Annotated in this window: 10 protein-coding genes; 4 read left to right on the plus strand and 6 right to left on the minus strand. The window is 57.2% G+C overall.

Features of this window, described 5'->3' with window-relative positions:
- The first annotated feature begins 12 nt into the window (after positions 1-12).
- From mutH to H7A81_RS12960, 4 genes are all read left to right on the plus strand, one after another.
- Complete coding sequence (gene mutH / locus H7A81_RS12945; RefSeq protein ID WP_182057701.1) at positions 13-699, plus strand: DNA mismatch repair endonuclease MutH; 687 nt, start codon at positions 13-15, stop codon at positions 697-699.
- A gap of 197 nt (positions 700-896) precedes the next feature.
- Positions 897-1,607, plus strand: a complete 711-nt coding sequence (locus tag H7A81_RS12950) for a TerC family protein (protein WP_034823125.1) — start codon at positions 897-899, stop codon at positions 1,605-1,607.
- Between the two features lie 117 nt (positions 1,608-1,724).
- A complete protein-coding gene (locus H7A81_RS12955; protein WP_034823127.1) occupies positions 1,725-1,943 on the plus strand; it encodes a YgdI/YgdR family lipoprotein in 219 nt (72 codons plus the stop codon).
- Between the two features lie 143 nt (positions 1,944-2,086).
- Positions 2,087-3,127, plus strand: coding sequence for an NADP(H)-dependent aldo-keto reductase (locus tag H7A81_RS12960; RefSeq protein WP_045816396.1), 1,041 nt, complete (start codon positions 2,087-2,089; stop codon positions 3,125-3,127).
- Positions 3,128-3,330: 203 nt separating this feature from the next.
- On the opposite strand, the gene lplT is transcribed toward H7A81_RS12960, so the two are convergent.
- From lplT to H7A81_RS12990, 6 genes are all read right to left on the minus strand, one after another.
- Positions 3,331-4,521 (minus strand): lysophospholipid transporter LplT, encoded by a 1,191-nt coding sequence (gene lplT / locus H7A81_RS12965; RefSeq protein ID WP_182057702.1) that lies wholly within the window; start codon positions 4,519-4,521, stop codon positions 3,331-3,333.
- Positions 4,518-6,668, minus strand: a complete 2,151-nt coding sequence (gene aas / locus H7A81_RS12970; protein WP_182057703.1) for a bifunctional acyl-ACP--phospholipid O-acyltransferase/long-chain-fatty-acid--ACP ligase — start codon at positions 6,666-6,668, stop codon at positions 4,518-4,520. The genes lplT and aas overlap by 4 nt, the downstream gene beginning before the upstream one ends.
- 710 nt (positions 6,669-7,378) lie before the next feature.
- Positions 7,379-8,773, minus strand: coding sequence for an efflux transporter outer membrane subunit (locus H7A81_RS12975; protein WP_182057704.1), 1,395 nt, complete (start codon positions 8,771-8,773; stop codon positions 7,379-7,381).
- Positions 8,774-8,776: 3 nt separating this feature from the next.
- Positions 8,777-11,878, minus strand: coding sequence for a multidrug efflux RND transporter permease subunit (locus tag H7A81_RS12980; RefSeq protein WP_182057705.1), 3,102 nt, complete (start codon positions 11,876-11,878; stop codon positions 8,777-8,779).
- Positions 11,878-15,075: an efflux RND transporter permease subunit gene (locus tag H7A81_RS12985; RefSeq protein ID WP_182057706.1), complete on the minus strand. Its 3,198-nt coding sequence runs from the start codon at positions 15,073-15,075 to the stop codon at positions 11,878-11,880. Before H7A81_RS12985 ends, H7A81_RS12980 begins: the two co-directional genes overlap by 1 nt.
- Positions 15,072-15,610 (minus strand): efflux RND transporter periplasmic adaptor subunit (locus H7A81_RS12990; RefSeq protein WP_182057707.1); only part of this gene is annotated, 539 nt, incomplete at its 5' end. The genes H7A81_RS12985 and H7A81_RS12990, both read right to left, overlap by 4 nt.

Here is a 15,610-nt window from a genome sequence, read left to right on the forward strand (position 1 = left end):
ATGAGTTTTGCCATGAATTCCCCCGTTTTATTGCCGCCGCCACCACAAGATGAAGCGGAATTACTGCAACGTGCACAACAGCTGGCAGGCCAGACGTTTGCCGCACTGGCAGCTCAGCTGGGTTTGCCGGTGCCAGCCGATTTGCGGAGGGATAAGGGCTGGGTTGGCATGCTGATTGAGCTGCACCTTGGTGCCAGCGCGGGCAGCAAAGCGGAGCAGGATTTCGCCCATCTCGGTATCGAACTCAAGACCATCCCCGTGGATGCGCAGGGCAAACCGTTGGAAACCACCTTTGTCTGCGTTGCGCCTCTGACCGGCAACAGCGGCGTAACCTGGGAGACCAGCCATGTGCGCCACAAGCTGGCTCGCGTTTTGTGGATCCCGATTGAGGGTGACCGTGCTTTGCCCCTCGCGGATCGTCGAGTGGGATCGCCGCTGTTATGGCAACCGAGCGAAGAAGAAGATCAGCAGTTGCGTGAAGACTGGGAAGAGTTGATGGATATGATCGTGCTGGGCCAGGTGGAGCGCATTACCGCCCGTCACGGCGCCTGGCTGCAGATCCGCCCGAAAGCGGCCAACAGCAAAGCGCTGACGGAAGCCATCGGTGAGCATGGAGAGCCTATAATGACGCTACCGCGCGGTTTTTATCTCAAGAAAAGCTTCACCGGACCGCTGCTGGCACGCCATTTTCTACTGTAAATGACTCGACTCCTTACACGACTGGTTCGGTTCCCCTGATGGGGCCTTTTTTTGGTGCAGCAAGGCGGCAAGTACGCGAATCCCCGGGAGCATACATAAGTGGGTGACTGGGGTGAACGTGAGCAGCCAAGGCAGCTGCAAGCCGAAACAGGACGTGTATAATCGCCGTTTAATTTTCGTTTAGGATTGAATGATTCATGTTTGACTGGATTGCTGATCCCAATGCCTGGCTGGCACTGGGAACATTGACCATTCTGGAAGTGGTTTTGGGTATCGACAACATTATCTTCCTGTCGCTGGTTGTCGCTAAGTTGCCGAAACACCAGCAAAACAAAGCTCGCCGCCTCGGTTTAATGGGTGCCATGCTGATGCGACTGGGTCTGCTGGCGTCCATTGCCTGGGTAGTCCGTCTCACCAATCCGCTGTTTACCCTGATGGATCACAGCTTCTCTGCGCGCGACCTGATCCTGCTGTTTGGTGGTCTGTTCCTGCTGTGGAAATCCAGCATGGAGATTCATGAAACCATCGAAGGCGCCGAAGGTGAGCACAAAACCAACGTCCACTCCTTCTTCGGCGCGATCGTTCAGATCATGTTGCTGGACATTATTTTCAGCCTCGATTCGGTGATCACCGCTGTCGGCTTGTCCGATCATCTGTTCATCATGATGGCTGCCGTGGTCATTGCCGTGCTGATGATGATGTTTGCCGCACGCGCCATTGGTGAATTTGTTGAGCGCCATCCATCGGTGAAAATGCTGGCGCTGGCGTTCCTGATTCTGGTCGGCTTTACCCTGATTCTGGAGAGTTTCGGCATCCATGTACCAAAAGGTTACATTTATTTTGCCATGTTCTTCTCCATGGCCGTGGAGTGCCTGAACCTCATGCGCAGCAAGAAAAGCGCGGCTTAACGATGTCAAGGGTGAGCGCATCTCGCCCTTTAATTTTAGGAATGATGCGATTACGTCAGCCAGCGAAAGCATTTATTACTACACTTTTGCAGTTGAAGTAGGTTGAGGGAGATAAGAATGAAAGGGTTGGTGAGTGTCGTGGGTATTATGCTGGTCGCGCTGACATTGAGTGGTTGCAGCAGTGATTACGTGATGGCGACCAAAGATGGCCGTATGATTAAAACTGATGGCAAACCGTCCATCGATAAAGAGACAGGTTTGGTGCAGTACACTGACGATCAAGGTCATGTGATGCAGATCAATGGTGACGAGGTCTCCACCATCATTGAGCGTTAAGTGCCAAATTCGATTGCCTGCACGATTTTTTCCCCAGTGCAGGCGATTTCCCGAACTTTCCCCCCTTCCTTCCGCGCCGCTTCACAGGATATAGTCCCAGAGGACACAACATTCCCTTTCATAATGAAAAAAGGAAGCCGGCAATGCATTATCACCGCATCCCCCACAGTACGCTGGAAGTCAGCCAACTTGGGTTAGGAACCATGACGTTTGGTGAGCAAAACAGCGAAGCCGACGCCCACGCGCAACTCGATTACGCGATTAGCAGTGGCATCAACCTGATTGATACCGCTGAAATGTATCCGGTGCCGCCACGCCCGGAAACCCAGGGATTAACCGAACAGTACATTGGCAGCTGGCTGAAGAAGCGCGGCAGCCGTGACAAGATCATTCTGGCCAGCAAAATTGCCGGTCCGGTGCGCGGCGCAGATGCGTCGATTCGCCCTAACCAGGCGCTGGATCGCAAAAACATTCGTGAAGCGCTGGATGCCAGCCTGAAACGTCTAAACACCGACTATCTCGACCTCTATCAGCTGCACTGGCCGCAGCGCCAGACCAACTACTTTGGCAAGCTGGGCTATCAGTACAGCGAAACCACTGCCAACGTGACGCTGCTGGAAACGCTGGAAGCCCTGAATGAGCAGGTGCGCGCAGGTAAGATTCGCTACATCGGCGTGTCTAACGAAACCGCATGGGGCGTGATGCGCTATCTGCAGCTGGCTGAGAAGCACGAGTTGCCGCGTATTGTGACCATTCAGAACCCGTACAGCCTGCTGAACCGCAGCTTTGAAGTCGGCCTGGCGGAAATCAGCCAGCATGAAGGGGTTGAACTGCTGGCCTATTCAAGCCTGGCGTTTGGTACTTTGAGCGGCAAATATCTGAATGGTGCGAAACCCGCCGGTGCGCGTAATACGCTGTTCAGCCGCTTCACCCGCTACAGCGGTGAGCAGTCGAATCAGGCGATTGCCGCTTATGTTGGTCTGGCGAAGAAGCACAATCTGGATCCGTCACAGATGGCACTGGCTTACGTCCGTCAGCAGCCATTTGTCGCCAGTACCCTGCTGGGCGCGACGACGCTGGAACAGCTGAAGATTAACGTGGAGAGTTTCAACCTGACGCTGAATGCCGATGTGTTAGAGGAACTGGAAGCGATTCATCGTCAGTATACTTACCCGGCACCCTAACGGGATGTCATCGTTGCGGCGCAACGGTTTGCGTCGCAACGACCTGCAGCATTGATGGCCTGGTGGCTAAGACTTTGGCCCGATGTGCCTGGATGCACACCCTACAGGCGTATGACGCGGTTTTTTGATTGTGTGCACCCGAATGCGCGCATTTCGGATCTATGGTCGCCATTGCTGGCGACCTGGTTTTTCAACGCACCGCCTTAACGGCGCGATTTCCACCACAGCAACGCAATCGCCACAGCAAAAATCCCACCGAACCCGATACCGGTTGCCACTGCAGGTGCACCCAACTTAACAGCGATGGTGTACAGCGCCAGCATCACCAACATCGCGATGTTTTCACCGAAGTTCTGCACGGCAATCGCATTACCCGCGCCCACCGACTCTTTGCCGCGCTCCTGCAACAGCGCATTAAGCGGCACCACGAAGAAGCCACCGAGCGCACCCAACACCATCAGTACCAGATAGGCATTCAGCAAGCTGGTTTGCAGTGAGAACACCACCACCATCACGCCGATTAATATCCCGGCGGGCATGCAGCGGCGCACGGTTTGCAGCGTCACCAGTTTCGCCGCCGCGGCAGCGCCAATCACAATCCCGATCGCCACCATGGCATTTAACGTGGTGGGCGTTTTATTGTCGGTGATACCGAGCGCCACGGGCACCCACAGCACCAGCAGGAAACGCAGCGTCACGCCTGCGCCCCAGAACATGCTGGTGCCGAGCAGGGAAAAACGCGTCTCGCCGTTACGCCACAACAGCAAAGCGGAATCTTTGAAACTGCGGAACATGGCACCAAACTGCCAGCTCTGACCCGGTCGTGCCGCCAACAGCTTAGGAATAAAGATATTCGCCACCACTGCCAACGCGTAAGTGAGTGCACACACAATCAGTGCGGCCAGTAGATTCAAGTCCGCCAGAATACCGCCCGCCACTGAACCCAACAGGATGGCAGCAATGGTAGAGGACTCCATCAGACCGTTGGCCTTCACCAGTCGTTCACCGCTAGTGATCTCGGTGAGGATGCCGTACTTAGCAGGCGAGTAGGATGCCGCACCAATACCCACCAGCGTGTAGCCGAGGAACGGGTTGAACCCGAAGCAGATAATCAGCGCGCCCAGCAGCTTGAGGCTGTTGGCGAACATCATCACCCGGCCTTTGGCAAAGCTGTCAGCCATCTGCCCGACAAACGGCGCCAGAAGAATGTAAGTGGCCACAAACATCATCTGCAGAATCGGCTGGCTCCAGTCGGGATAGAGCTGACTTTTCAGCACCGCCAGCGTGGCAAACAGCAGCGCGTTATCGCCAAACGCGGAGAAAAACTGCGCCACAATCACCGCCATCATATTGCGTGACAGTAACGGTGAATCGGGGTTAACCGCCTGACTCATGCTTGATCCTCTTCGGCCAGCTGTTTCAGGCTGACGTAGTCTGGTTTACCGCTACCCAGCAGCGGCAGCTGTTTCATAAAGCGAATGTCACGCGGCACAGCCAGTTCTGGCGCACCGATATCGCGGGCGGCTTTAAGCAGTTGCTCACGCCCCAGTTCGCTGTCAGTAGTGAACAACACTAAGGCTTCACCGCGATGACCGTCAGGGCGCAGTGACGCGGCATGCTGCTTCTCGCCCGAGGCTTTCAAAGCGATCTGTTCGACGCTTTCCAGTGACACCATCTCACCGGCAATTTTGGCGAAGCGTTTGGCACGGCCCTGAATCTGACAGAAGCCACCTTCATCGAAGCTAACAATGTCGCCAGTATCGTACCAACCGGCTTCCATCTCGCCTTCACCGTTATCGGCTACTGGCTTCTCCAGCACGCCAGGATTCTCGACGCGCAGATAACCGTTCATGATGTTCGGACCACGCAGTTGCAGACGACCGCCCTGCTCAATACCCGGCACGGAGATCAAACGTGAATCCATGCCGGGCAGAATACGACCCACGGTGTGAGGTTTCGCCGCCATCGGCACGTTGATTGCCACCACTGGTGCACACTCGGTGACGCCGTAGCCTTCAAGAATACGAATGCCGTACTTCTCGGCGTAGATTTGGCGCGTGCCTTCCTGCAACTTCTCTGCACCCGCTACCACATAGCGCAGGCGTGCAAAATCATACGGATTGGCAAAGCGCGCATAGTTGCCGAGGAAAGTCGACGTCCCAAACAGCACGGTGCAGTTACGGTCATACACCAGTTCGGGCACGATGCGGTAATGCAGCGGGCTCGGATAGAGGAACACCTGCGCGCCGGTCAGCAGCGGCGTAAACAGGCCGACCGTAAGGCCGAAAGCGTGGAATAGCGGCAGCGCCGACATAAAGCGATCGCGCGGGGTGAAATCCGCCACGGTGCGAATCTGTTCAACGTTAGCCAGCAGGCTTTTGTGCGAGTGCACCACGCCTTTGGGATTGCCTTCCGAACCCGAAGTGAACAGCACCATCGCGGCATCTTCCGGCTGCTGCCTGACCTGTGCGCGACGCGGCATCAGCAAGTGAGCCAGAATCCACAACTTGTCTTTCAGCGTGACGGTATCTTTCAGGTCTTCGAGGTAGATCCACTGGACTTCCGTTAAGCCCTGCGGCAGGTGCTCCAGGTTGCCTTTCTCAAGGAACTGGCGCGAGGTGAACACGGTTTTGACCTGTGAAGCGGTGAGCGCTGCACGCATGCCGTTGACGCCCGCGGTGTAGTTGAGCATCGCCGGAATACGCCCGCGCAGTGACGCCCCGAGGATAGCCGCCGCCGTGACGGTGGCATTGGGCAGCAGCAGACCAACGTATTCCCCCTGCTGGCTGTAACGCTCAAGAATTCGACCGACGCCGAGCGATTTTTTCAGCAGCCCGGTGTAGCTGTCCGGCTTGAAGTTGATGTCTTCGATGCAAGGTTTAGTCAGGCCATAACGCTGGCGTGCATTGAGAAAGGCTTCAAAGAGCGTTTCCCGTGGACGCACCGCCATACGCGCTTCCATCATCACATGATGTAAGTGCTCACCCGCCAATACGCGACGATCGCGTGCGCGTTTGGCTTCCGGCATCGGGATGACGGTAGCAGGCAATACGCTCAGGGTAATACGTGGGAACAGGCGACGTTTAAATACGCCCGCCAGACGACCAAACGGCGTGTACTCCGCGCCTTCAATGCGCATGGGCAACACGGTCGCACCCGATTTCGCCGCGACAAAGCCCGCCCCGCTGTAGATCTTCATCAGCGATCCGGTCACGGTGATACGGCCTTCCGGGAAGATCACCACCGGACGACCTTCATTGATCATGCGCACCAGATGTTTGATCGACATCGGTTTAGTGGGATCGAGTGGCACGAAGTCGATAATCGGCTTCAGGAGCCGCATAAACCATTGATCGCTGATCGAGGAGTAGACGGCGAACACCGGTTTAATCGGCAAAAACAGCGCCACCAAAATGCCATCAAGGAATGACATGTGGTTAGGGGTGATCAGCACTTTTTCTTTGTGCAGTGCGGTGAGATCGCCACGCAGTTCCACCCGCCATAACAGGCGAAACAGGAAACGCAGAACAGTGAAAAGCATGCCAGCTCCTTAGCAGCGGTAAAATATGGCGCTTACCTTGCAATATCTGACGATTTTCGACAAGTGCTGCGGTGATTTATGGTGAGGAATTGAGGTGGGTGTGGTGTGTAGCCGGTAAAAATGTGCCGTTGGGGTGCTGTTTATTGTGAAATGCTGCTCAGTGCTAATGCAGACTGAGGGCGCTTTAGCATCAGTGGGTGTTGTTGAAAATAAGACTAATTAGTATCGATGCGTTTTGCCAAAGAGGGAACAGGCTGCACATTGGCTCATATCTGTTAGGAAAGAAGGCAAGCGGAGCGTGTATATTTTCGGTGTTTCGTTCAAAAAAGCACAATGGCTCAAGGCCAAAGCCCCTCTGCGGCGGTCGGGCTATCCGCAGCGCTGAGGCTTTTACGTTGGGCCAGGAGCCAGTCGCATGGATGCGACTGGCAGTTCGGGTTGGCCAGGACGGCCTTACCCGAACGGTCCGTAGGCACGGCGTGGAAGCCGAAGGCACCGCGTCAGCGGCGCGAGGACGGCCCGGCCGCCGCAGAGGGGCTATGGCCCATCCGCGCACCAAAGCAGTCCATTGAACAGAGACGCTATAGCCCACCACTCCGCACCCAAAAAAGCCCACAACAGAATCAACAGCCTCAAACTCAGCTGTTCTAAACTGCCAGACAACCTTCATCTATGCTGCTAAAACTCATCCCTGCCAGAACGAATAACACTTATCCCTGCCAACCCCCGCCCAGCGCGGCGATCAACTCAACGCTGCTCACCCACTGGGTGCTCTGCAGTGACAGTAAGCTCTGCTGCTCGCTCAGACTGCTGTTTTCCGTGGTGGCCACATCAAGGTAATCAATCATCCCGGCATCATACTGATTGCGCGTTACGCGTGCTGACTCCTGCGCAGCGCTGGTCGCCAGCTGCTGTGAAGCTATCTCACCCTTCAGCGTATTCAGCTGCACCAGATAATCTTCCACTTCCCCCATCGCCGTCAGCACCGACTGGCGATAATCCGCCACGCTGGCGTCATAGGCGGCGCGGGCCTGCTCCACTTTGGCTGAGGTGGCACCGAAGTCCAGCAGCGTGCCGCTTAACTCCGGCCCTAATGACCAGACGCGGTTTGGCAGCGAGAACAGACTGTTGATGGCCGATGAACTCACGCCGCCCGTGGCACTTAACGTCAGATCGGGATAGTAACCGGCAATCGCTACGCCCACCGCCGCATTGGCCGCTGCCACGTTACGCTCGGCATAAGCAATATCCGGACGACGCTGCAACAACGCAGAAGGCAGGCTGTTAGGGATGGCTGGCAGCGTGGCATCCAGCTTCGCCACTGGCAGCGAGAAATCAGCCGGTGCACGGCCCAGCAACAGCGCAATGGCGTGTTCCGACTGCGCGCGCTGCCACTGATAATCCTGTGCTGAGGCGCGCGCGCTCTCCAGCTGCATCTGCGCCTGTGCCAGCGTGGCGCGTGATTCGCTGCCCGCCGAGTACTTATTCTGAATCACCGTTAGATAGCGCTGATAGGCATCAATACTGCGCTGATACAGAGCAATTTTTTCGTCGAGGATGCGCAGCTGGAAGTAATCCTGCGCCAGCTCCGATTGGGCACTAAGGGTGATATTCGCCAGTTCGGCCTTACTCGCCTGCGCGCTGGCTTTGTTCTCTTCCAGCGTACGGCGCAGTTTGCCCCACAAATCCAGCTCCCAGCTGGCGCTGAGATCGGCGGCATGCGCGTTGCTGACGCTGCGCTGCCCGGTGGTGCTGGCGCGACTACCGCTGCGCGTGCTGCTGGCGTCGTAGCTTACCGACGGGAACAGTGCCGCGCGCGACTGCGAGGTCAGCGCCTGCGCTTCACGGTACTGCGCGGCATAGCTCGCCACGTTTTGGTTGGAGATGCTCACCTGACGCAACAGACTATCCAGCGTGGCATCGTGATACACCGACCACCAGTCGCCTTTGCTCTGCTCATCCTGCGGCGCGGCCTGCTGCCAGCCTTTGGCTTCTTTAAAGTGGGTCGGCATCGCCATGGTCGGGCGCTGATAATCCGGCCCCACCGCACAACCTGCCAGCAACAGTGCCGCTACCATCGGGGTAAATTTCAGAACATTTTTCATCGATCAGGATTCCGCATGACGCATCCGCTGCCACTGACGTTTGGTGGCACGGCTTAAACTATCGAGCCAGAGATAAACAACCGGCGTGGTAAACAGGGTTAACAACTGGCTCAGCGCCAAACCACCAGCAATCGCGATGCCGAGCGGGCTGCGTAAATCCGCATCGCCGCCGCTGCCTAATGCCAGCGGCAAAGCACCAAAGAAGGCTGCCAGCGTGGTCATCATGATCGGACGGAAACGCATCAGACAGGCCTGCGTGATCGCCTGCTTCGGCGACATGCCCTGCGTGCGCTCAGCATGGATTGCAAAGTCGATCATCATGATGGCGTTCTTCTTCACGATGCCGATTAGCAGAATGATGCCGATCAGGGCAATCACCGTCAGTTGGGTATTGGTGAGCAGCAACAGCAGCAGCGCGCCAACCCCCGCCGATGGCAGCGTCGAAAGAATGGTGATGGGATGGATGTAGCTCTCATACAGCACGCCCAGCACGATATACACCGCCGCCAGCGCGGCAATAATCAGCCACGGCATGGTGGCGGTCAGCTGCGCAAAGGCGGCTGCGGTACCGGCAAACCCGGCCTGAATGGTGGACGGTAAACCGAGCTGCGCCATCGCCTGCTTGATCAGTGCCTGTGCCTGCTCCAGTGACACACCATCGTTGAGGTTGAATGCTATGGTGCTGGTGGCTGACTGGCCCTGATGCGCCACCGACAGCGGCGCGTTACCGCCTTTGAAGCTGGCGAAAGCGGAGAGCGGCACACGTTCGCCGCTGTCGTTGATCACATACAGTTCTTTCAAAATCTCCGGATCGCGCGTGTAGCTGTCCTGCAACGACATCACCACGTGATACTGATTCAGCGTGTGATAGAGCGTCGCCACCTGGCGCTGGCTAAAGGCGTTATTCAGCATGGTATCCAGCATCTGCACATTCACGCCGAGGCGTTGCGCGCGGTCGCGATCGATATTGATCACCACTTCCTGGCCGCCAGTTTGCGCATCGGAGTCCACGCTGTTGAGCTGTGGGATCGCCGCCAGCGCGGCCTGCACTTTCGGCGTCCACTCGCGCAGCACATCCAGATCGTCCGCCTGCAAGCTGTATTGATAGGTGGCATTGGCACTGCGCCCACCGATATGCAGATCCTGTGCTGCCATCAGGAACATCTGCGCCCCGGCGATATGGCTGGTCTTCAGGCTCAGTCGATTGGCGACTTCGGTGGCCGTGGCATCGCGATCGCTAAAGTCTTTAAGACGCACAAAGAAGTTGGCGCTATTGCGCGAGCCAAACATGCCGCTGCCCATCGACGACATCACGCTGTCCACCGCCGGATCTGACTGGATGATTTTAGTGAACTCCAGCATCTTCGGCTTCATCGCCTGGAACGAGATGTTTTGATCGGCACGCAGTGCGCCCATCAGCAGGCCGGTATCCTGATTGGGGAAGAAGCCCTTCTGCACCACGGTGAACAGAAACAGGTTGAGCAACACCGTCAGCACCAGGCTGAACATGGTGATCTTCTGGTGCGCCATCACCCACGCCAGACCACGCGAATAGGCCGCCAGCAAAGCATTGAGCTGGTTTTCGATAAACTGATACAGCGGATGGGGGCGCTTGCTGACTTTCGGTTTTGGCTTCAGCAGCCGCGCGCATAGCATCGGCGTCAGGCTCAGCGAGACAAACATCGAGATCAACAGCGAGACGGTGAGCGTCACCGCAAACTCGCGGAACAGACGACCGACAATACTGCCCATCAGCAGGATCGGGATAAACACCGCCACCAGCGACATGGTCATCGACAGCACAGTGAAACTCACTTCCTGCGCGCCTTTTAGCGCCGCCCGCAGCGGACTCAAACCTTCTTCGATATGGCGCGTGATGTTTTCCAGCACCACGATGGCATCATCGACCACAAATCCGGTGGCGATGATCAGTGCCATCAGCGAAAGGTTATCGAGGCTGTAGCCCAGCAGATACATCACCGCACAGGTGCCAATCAACGACACCGGCAGTGCCAGCGCCGGGATCACCACCGCCTGCACGTTACGCAGGAACACAAACACCACCGCGATCACCAACAGCATGGCGATCAGCAGCGTCTCTTCGGTGTCGTACAAAGATTCACGCACCGTCGGGGAACGATCCACCACCACTTTCAACTGGGTATCCGCAGGCAGATCTTTTTCCAGCGCTGGCAACTGCGCTTTGATGGCATCAATGGTGTCGAGCATATTGGCACCGGCCTGGCGCTTAATGCCCACCATGACTGACGGCTGCGAATTGAGGAAACCGGCCTGATACTGATCTTCCACCGAATCGTAGACGGTGGCGACATCGTGCAGACGTACCGCTTTGCCGTCTTTATAGCTGACGATCAGATCCTGATACTGTGCCGCTTTATCTAACTGACCGTTGCTGTCCACCACCCATGATTGCTGGCTACCCTGCAGAATGCCCTTGGGTTTGTTGGTGGTGCTGTTGGCGATGGCTTCACGCACCGTGTCCAGCGAGATGCCGTATTGCGCCAGCTTGAGCGGTTGCAGATCGATACGCACGGCGGGCAAGGCGCTGCCCATTAGCGACACTTCGCCCACGCCCTTGACCTGCCCCATCGCCTGCTCGATTTTGCTCTCAGCGAGGTCGTAAAGTTCACCCGGCGTGCGCGTGGCGGAGGTCAACGCCAGCATCACAATCGGTGCATCGGACGGGTTAGCTTTGCGATAGGTCGGCAGTGATTCCATCGCGCTCGGCAGCAGACTGCGCGCGGCGTTGATCGCCGCCTGCACATCGCGCGCCGCGCCGTTGATGTCGCGGTCGAGATCAAACTGCAAAATCACGCTGGTGGAGCCCTGCGAACTGGTCGAAGTCATTTCGGTGACGCCCGCGATCTGCCCGAGCGAGCGCTCCAGCGGCGTCGCCACCGTGGCCGCCATGGTTTCCGGGCTGGCACCGGCTAAGCTGGCGCTGACCATGATGGTCGGGAAATCCACCTGCGGCAGCGGAGCCACTGGTAACAGCCGATAACCCAGCAAACCGAGCAGCATGATCGACAACGTTAATAGCAACGTGGTGACCGGGCGAAAGATAAAGAGTCTGGTGAGGTTCATTACTCGCTCCGCGCCTGCTGCTGTTTACGCTGCATATAGCGCTTGCCGCGCTGCGCAATGCCATCGAACCACAGGTAGATAACCGGCGTGGAGAACAGCGTCAGCACCTGGCTGACAATCAGGCCACCGACGATCACCAGACCGAGTGGTTGACGCAGCTCCGCACCCGAGCCCGAAGCCAGCATCAGCGGCAGTGCACCGAGCAATGCCGCCATGGTCGTCATCAGGATCGGACGGAAGCGCAGTAGACAGGCCTGATGAATCGCATCACGCGCGCTCATGCCCTGCTTGTTTTCGGCTTCCAGCGCGAAGTCGATCATCATAATCGCGTTCTTTTTCACGATGCCGATCAGCAGGATCACCCCGATCAGCGCAATCAAGCTGAACTCACTGCCCGCCAGCAGCAACGTCAACAGCGCACCCACCGCCGCCGACGGCAGCGTCGAGAGAATCGTCACCGGATGAATAAAGCTCTCATACAGAATGCCCAACACCACATACATGGTGATCAGTGCGGCCAGAATCAGCCACAGCGTGTTACCGGTCGCGCTCTGGAATGCCGAGGTTTCCCCCTGATAGCGCAGCGTAATGCTGGATGGCAGATCCAGCTGCTGCGTCACTTCGGCAATCGCCTTCTGCCCATCCTCCAGCGAATAACCGCTGTTGAGATTGAACGACACCATCACCGCCGGGAACTGATTCAGACGCATATGCATCAGTGAACCGGTGCGCTGGTGAATGGTGGCAATTGAGGTCAGTTTCACCATGCCCGTGGTGGTGGTGTCGCTGTCCGAGCTGGTGGTCGAACTGCTGCTTGAGCTGCTGGATGTCGTGCCCGAACTGCTGCTGGTTGAGGTACTGGAACTGCTGCTCACCGGCAGATAGACATCATCAAACGATGCCGGCGACTGCTGATACTGCGGCGCGACTTCCAGCACCACGCGATACTGATTTGCCTGGGTAAAGATGGTGGAAACCAGGCGCTGACCAAAACTGTTGTACAGTGCCGTATCCACATCCGAGGCGGTAATGCCGTAGCGCGCGGCTTTGTCGCGATTCAGTTCGACGTAGGCGACACGGCCCTGATCCTGCAGGTTACTCACCACGCCGTTAAATTCCGGGCGCTGCTGCAAAGCCGCCACCATTTTCGGCGTCCAGCTCACCAGGTTTTCACTGTCTGCGTCATCCAGCGTGAACTGATACTGGCTCGGCGTGACCTGATCGTTGACCGTCAAATCCTGCGCCGGTTGCAGATAGAGCTGAATGCCCGCCACCTGCTCCGCCGCCTGCTGCAGCTGCTTGATCACCACATCGGCTTTGTCATCGCGCTCATCAAACGACTTCAGGTTGATTTGGATACGGCCACTGTTGAGGCTGGTGTTACTGCCGTCGATACCGATGGTGGAAGAGAGGCTGTCCACCGACGGGTTCTGCAGAATCACTTTTGCCAGCGCCTGCTGACGCTTCGACATCTCGCTAAATGACACATCCTGCGACGCCACGGTGACACCCTGAATCAGTCCGGTATCCTGCGTCGGGAAGAAACCTTTCGGGATGGCGATATACAGCAGCGCCGTCAGCGCAAAGGTTGCCAGCGCCACCAGTAACGTCAGTTTCTGATGATTCAGCACCACCGTCAGCAAGCGGTCGTAACCGTGCACCAACTTATCGAATATTTGTCCGCCCTTACGCGAGAAGCGCGACTGCTTCTCTTCCGGGATATGCTGCAACAGGTAAGCGCACAGCATTGGCGTCAGCGTCAGTGACACCACCATCGACACCAGAATCGACACCGCCAGCGTAATGGCGAACTCGCGGAACAAGCGCCCTACCACATCGCCCATAAACAGCAGCGGGATCAGCACCGCAATCAGCGAGAAGGTCAGTGAGATGATGGTGAAGCCAATTTGCTGCGAGCCTTTCAGCGCCGCCTGCATCGGCGTTTCGCCCTCTTCCAGCCGACGTGAAATGTTCTCCACTACCACAATCGCATCATCGATAACGAAGCCGGTGGCGATGGTCAGCGCCATCAGCGACAGGTTATTCAGGCTGAAATCGGCCAGATACATTACGCCGAAGGTGCCAATCAGTGACAGCGGTACCGCCACGCTCGGGATCAGCGTGGCCGCCACATTGCGCAGGAACAGGAAGGTGACCATCACCACCAGCGCCACCGACAGCATCAGCTCAAACTGCACGTCGCTGATGGATGCACGGATGGTTTGGGTGCGATCCGACAAGATGCTCATTTTCACGCCATCGGGCAACGCGGCCTGCAAAGTCGGCAGCTGCGCCTTAATGCTGTCCACCACCTGAATCACGTTGGCACCAGGCTGGCGCTGCACGCTGATCACAATCGCCGGGCTGTTATTGGCCCACGCCGACTGGAAGCTGTTTTCCGGACCCTGTTCAATGTGCGCGATGTCTTTCAGGCGCAGTGCGGCACCGTTCTGATAGGTGAGGATCAGATTGCCGTACTCATCGGCGGTGCGCAGCTGATCGTTGGCATCGATGGTCACCGAATGGTATTTGCCGTCAAAGCCACCTTTTGAACCATTGACGTTGCTGTTGCTGATCAACGTATTCACGTCTTCCAGCGACAGCTTGTGTGCCGCCAGCGCTTTCGGGTCCATCTGCACGCGGATAGCCGGCTGATGACCGCCCGCCAATGTCACCATGCCGACGCCGTTAATCTGCGACAGCTTCAGCGCCACACGGGTGTTCACCAGATCCTGCACCTGCGTCAGCGGCAGGTTATCCGAGCTGGCCGCCAGCGTAATCACCGCCGTATCCGCCGGGTTGACCTTTTTATAGGTCGGCGGATTCGGCAGATCGCTCGGCAGCAGGTTGTTGGCGGCATTGATCGCCGCCTGCACTTCCTGCTCGGCGACATCCAGCGACAGATCGAGGCTGAATTTTAGCGTGATGATCGAGGAGCCACCGGAGCTGGTGGAGGTCATCTGGCTTAAACCGGCCATCTGCCCCAGCTGGCGTTCCAGCGGTGAGGTCACAGACGATGCCATCACATCCGGGCTGGCGCCGGGATACAGGGTGGTGACCTGAATGGTCGGATAATCCACCTGCGGCAGCGCCGAGGTGGAGAGGAATTTATACGCGAAAATCCCGGAAATCAGCACGCCGACCATCAGCAAGATGGTGGCGACGGGACGCTGGATAAACAGACGTGACGGATTCATTTTTTGGCCGCTGTGGCAGTTTTGCTGTCATCGGCCAGAGAGACTTTACTGCCGTTGGTCAGGCGATCGATGCCTTCGGTAACAAGACGCTCGCCCGGCTCGACACCTTTTAGGATCGACTGCTGATCTTCACCAAACGCCGGGCCGGTGGTCACGGCTTTGCGCGTCACGGTGTTGTCTTGATTGATCACAAACACAAAGCTGCCGTCGCTGCTCAGTTGCAGCGCCTGCGCCGGGATCACCGTGGCGTTATTCAGAATGTTGGTTTGCAGGCGCAGGTTGACAAACTGATTGGCAAACAGCGACTCATCTTCATTCGGGAAAGTGGCTTTTAGCTCGATGGTGCCGGTGCTGGTATCGATCTGGTTGCTAATGAACTGCACGCTGCCTTGAGCCAGCTGGGTGCTGTTGTCCTGATCAAAAGCCACCGCCGGTAAACTCTGCCCGTTATGCAGCGCTTTGGTGAGCTGCGCGATATTGCTCTGCGGCACGCTGAAGGTCACGGCTGCGGGCTGCATCTGCGTCACCACCACAA

Origin of the sequence: Pantoea sp. ME81, assembly GCF_903970985.1 — a bacterium.
Classification (GTDB): Bacteria; Pseudomonadota; Gammaproteobacteria; order Enterobacterales; family Enterobacteriaceae; genus Pantoea; species Pantoea communis.

What these genes read in the sequence shown, in the direction of transcription:
- mutH (WP_182057701.1), top strand. Translation starts at nt 13, where the DNA reads ATGAATTCCCCCGTTTTATTGCCGCCGCCACCACAAGATGAAGCGGAA.
- H7A81_RS12950 (WP_034823125.1), top strand. Translation starts at nt 897, where the DNA reads ATGTTTGACTGGATTGCTGATCCCAATGCCTGGCTGGCACTGGGAACA.
- H7A81_RS12955 (WP_034823127.1), top strand. Translation starts at nt 1,725, where the DNA reads ATGAAAGGGTTGGTGAGTGTCGTGGGTATTATGCTGGTCGCGCTGACA.
- H7A81_RS12960 (WP_045816396.1), top strand. Translation starts at nt 2,087, where the DNA reads ATGCATTATCACCGCATCCCCCACAGTACGCTGGAAGTCAGCCAACTT.
- lplT (WP_182057702.1), bottom strand. Translation starts at nt 4,521, where the DNA reads ATGAGTCAGGCGGTTAACCCCGATTCACCGTTACTGTCACGCAATATG.
- aas (WP_182057703.1), bottom strand. Translation starts at nt 6,668, where the DNA reads ATGCTTTTCACTGTTCTGCGTTTCCTGTTTCGCCTGTTATGGCGGGTG.
- H7A81_RS12975 (WP_182057704.1), bottom strand. Translation starts at nt 8,773, where the DNA reads ATGAAAAATGTTCTGAAATTTACCCCGATGGTAGCGGCACTGTTGCTG.
- H7A81_RS12980 (WP_182057705.1), bottom strand. Translation starts at nt 11,878, where the DNA reads ATGAACCTCACCAGACTCTTTATCTTTCGCCCGGTCACCACGTTGCTA.
- H7A81_RS12985 (WP_182057706.1), bottom strand. Translation starts at nt 15,075, where the DNA reads ATGAATCCGTCACGTCTGTTTATCCAGCGTCCCGTCGCCACCATCTTG.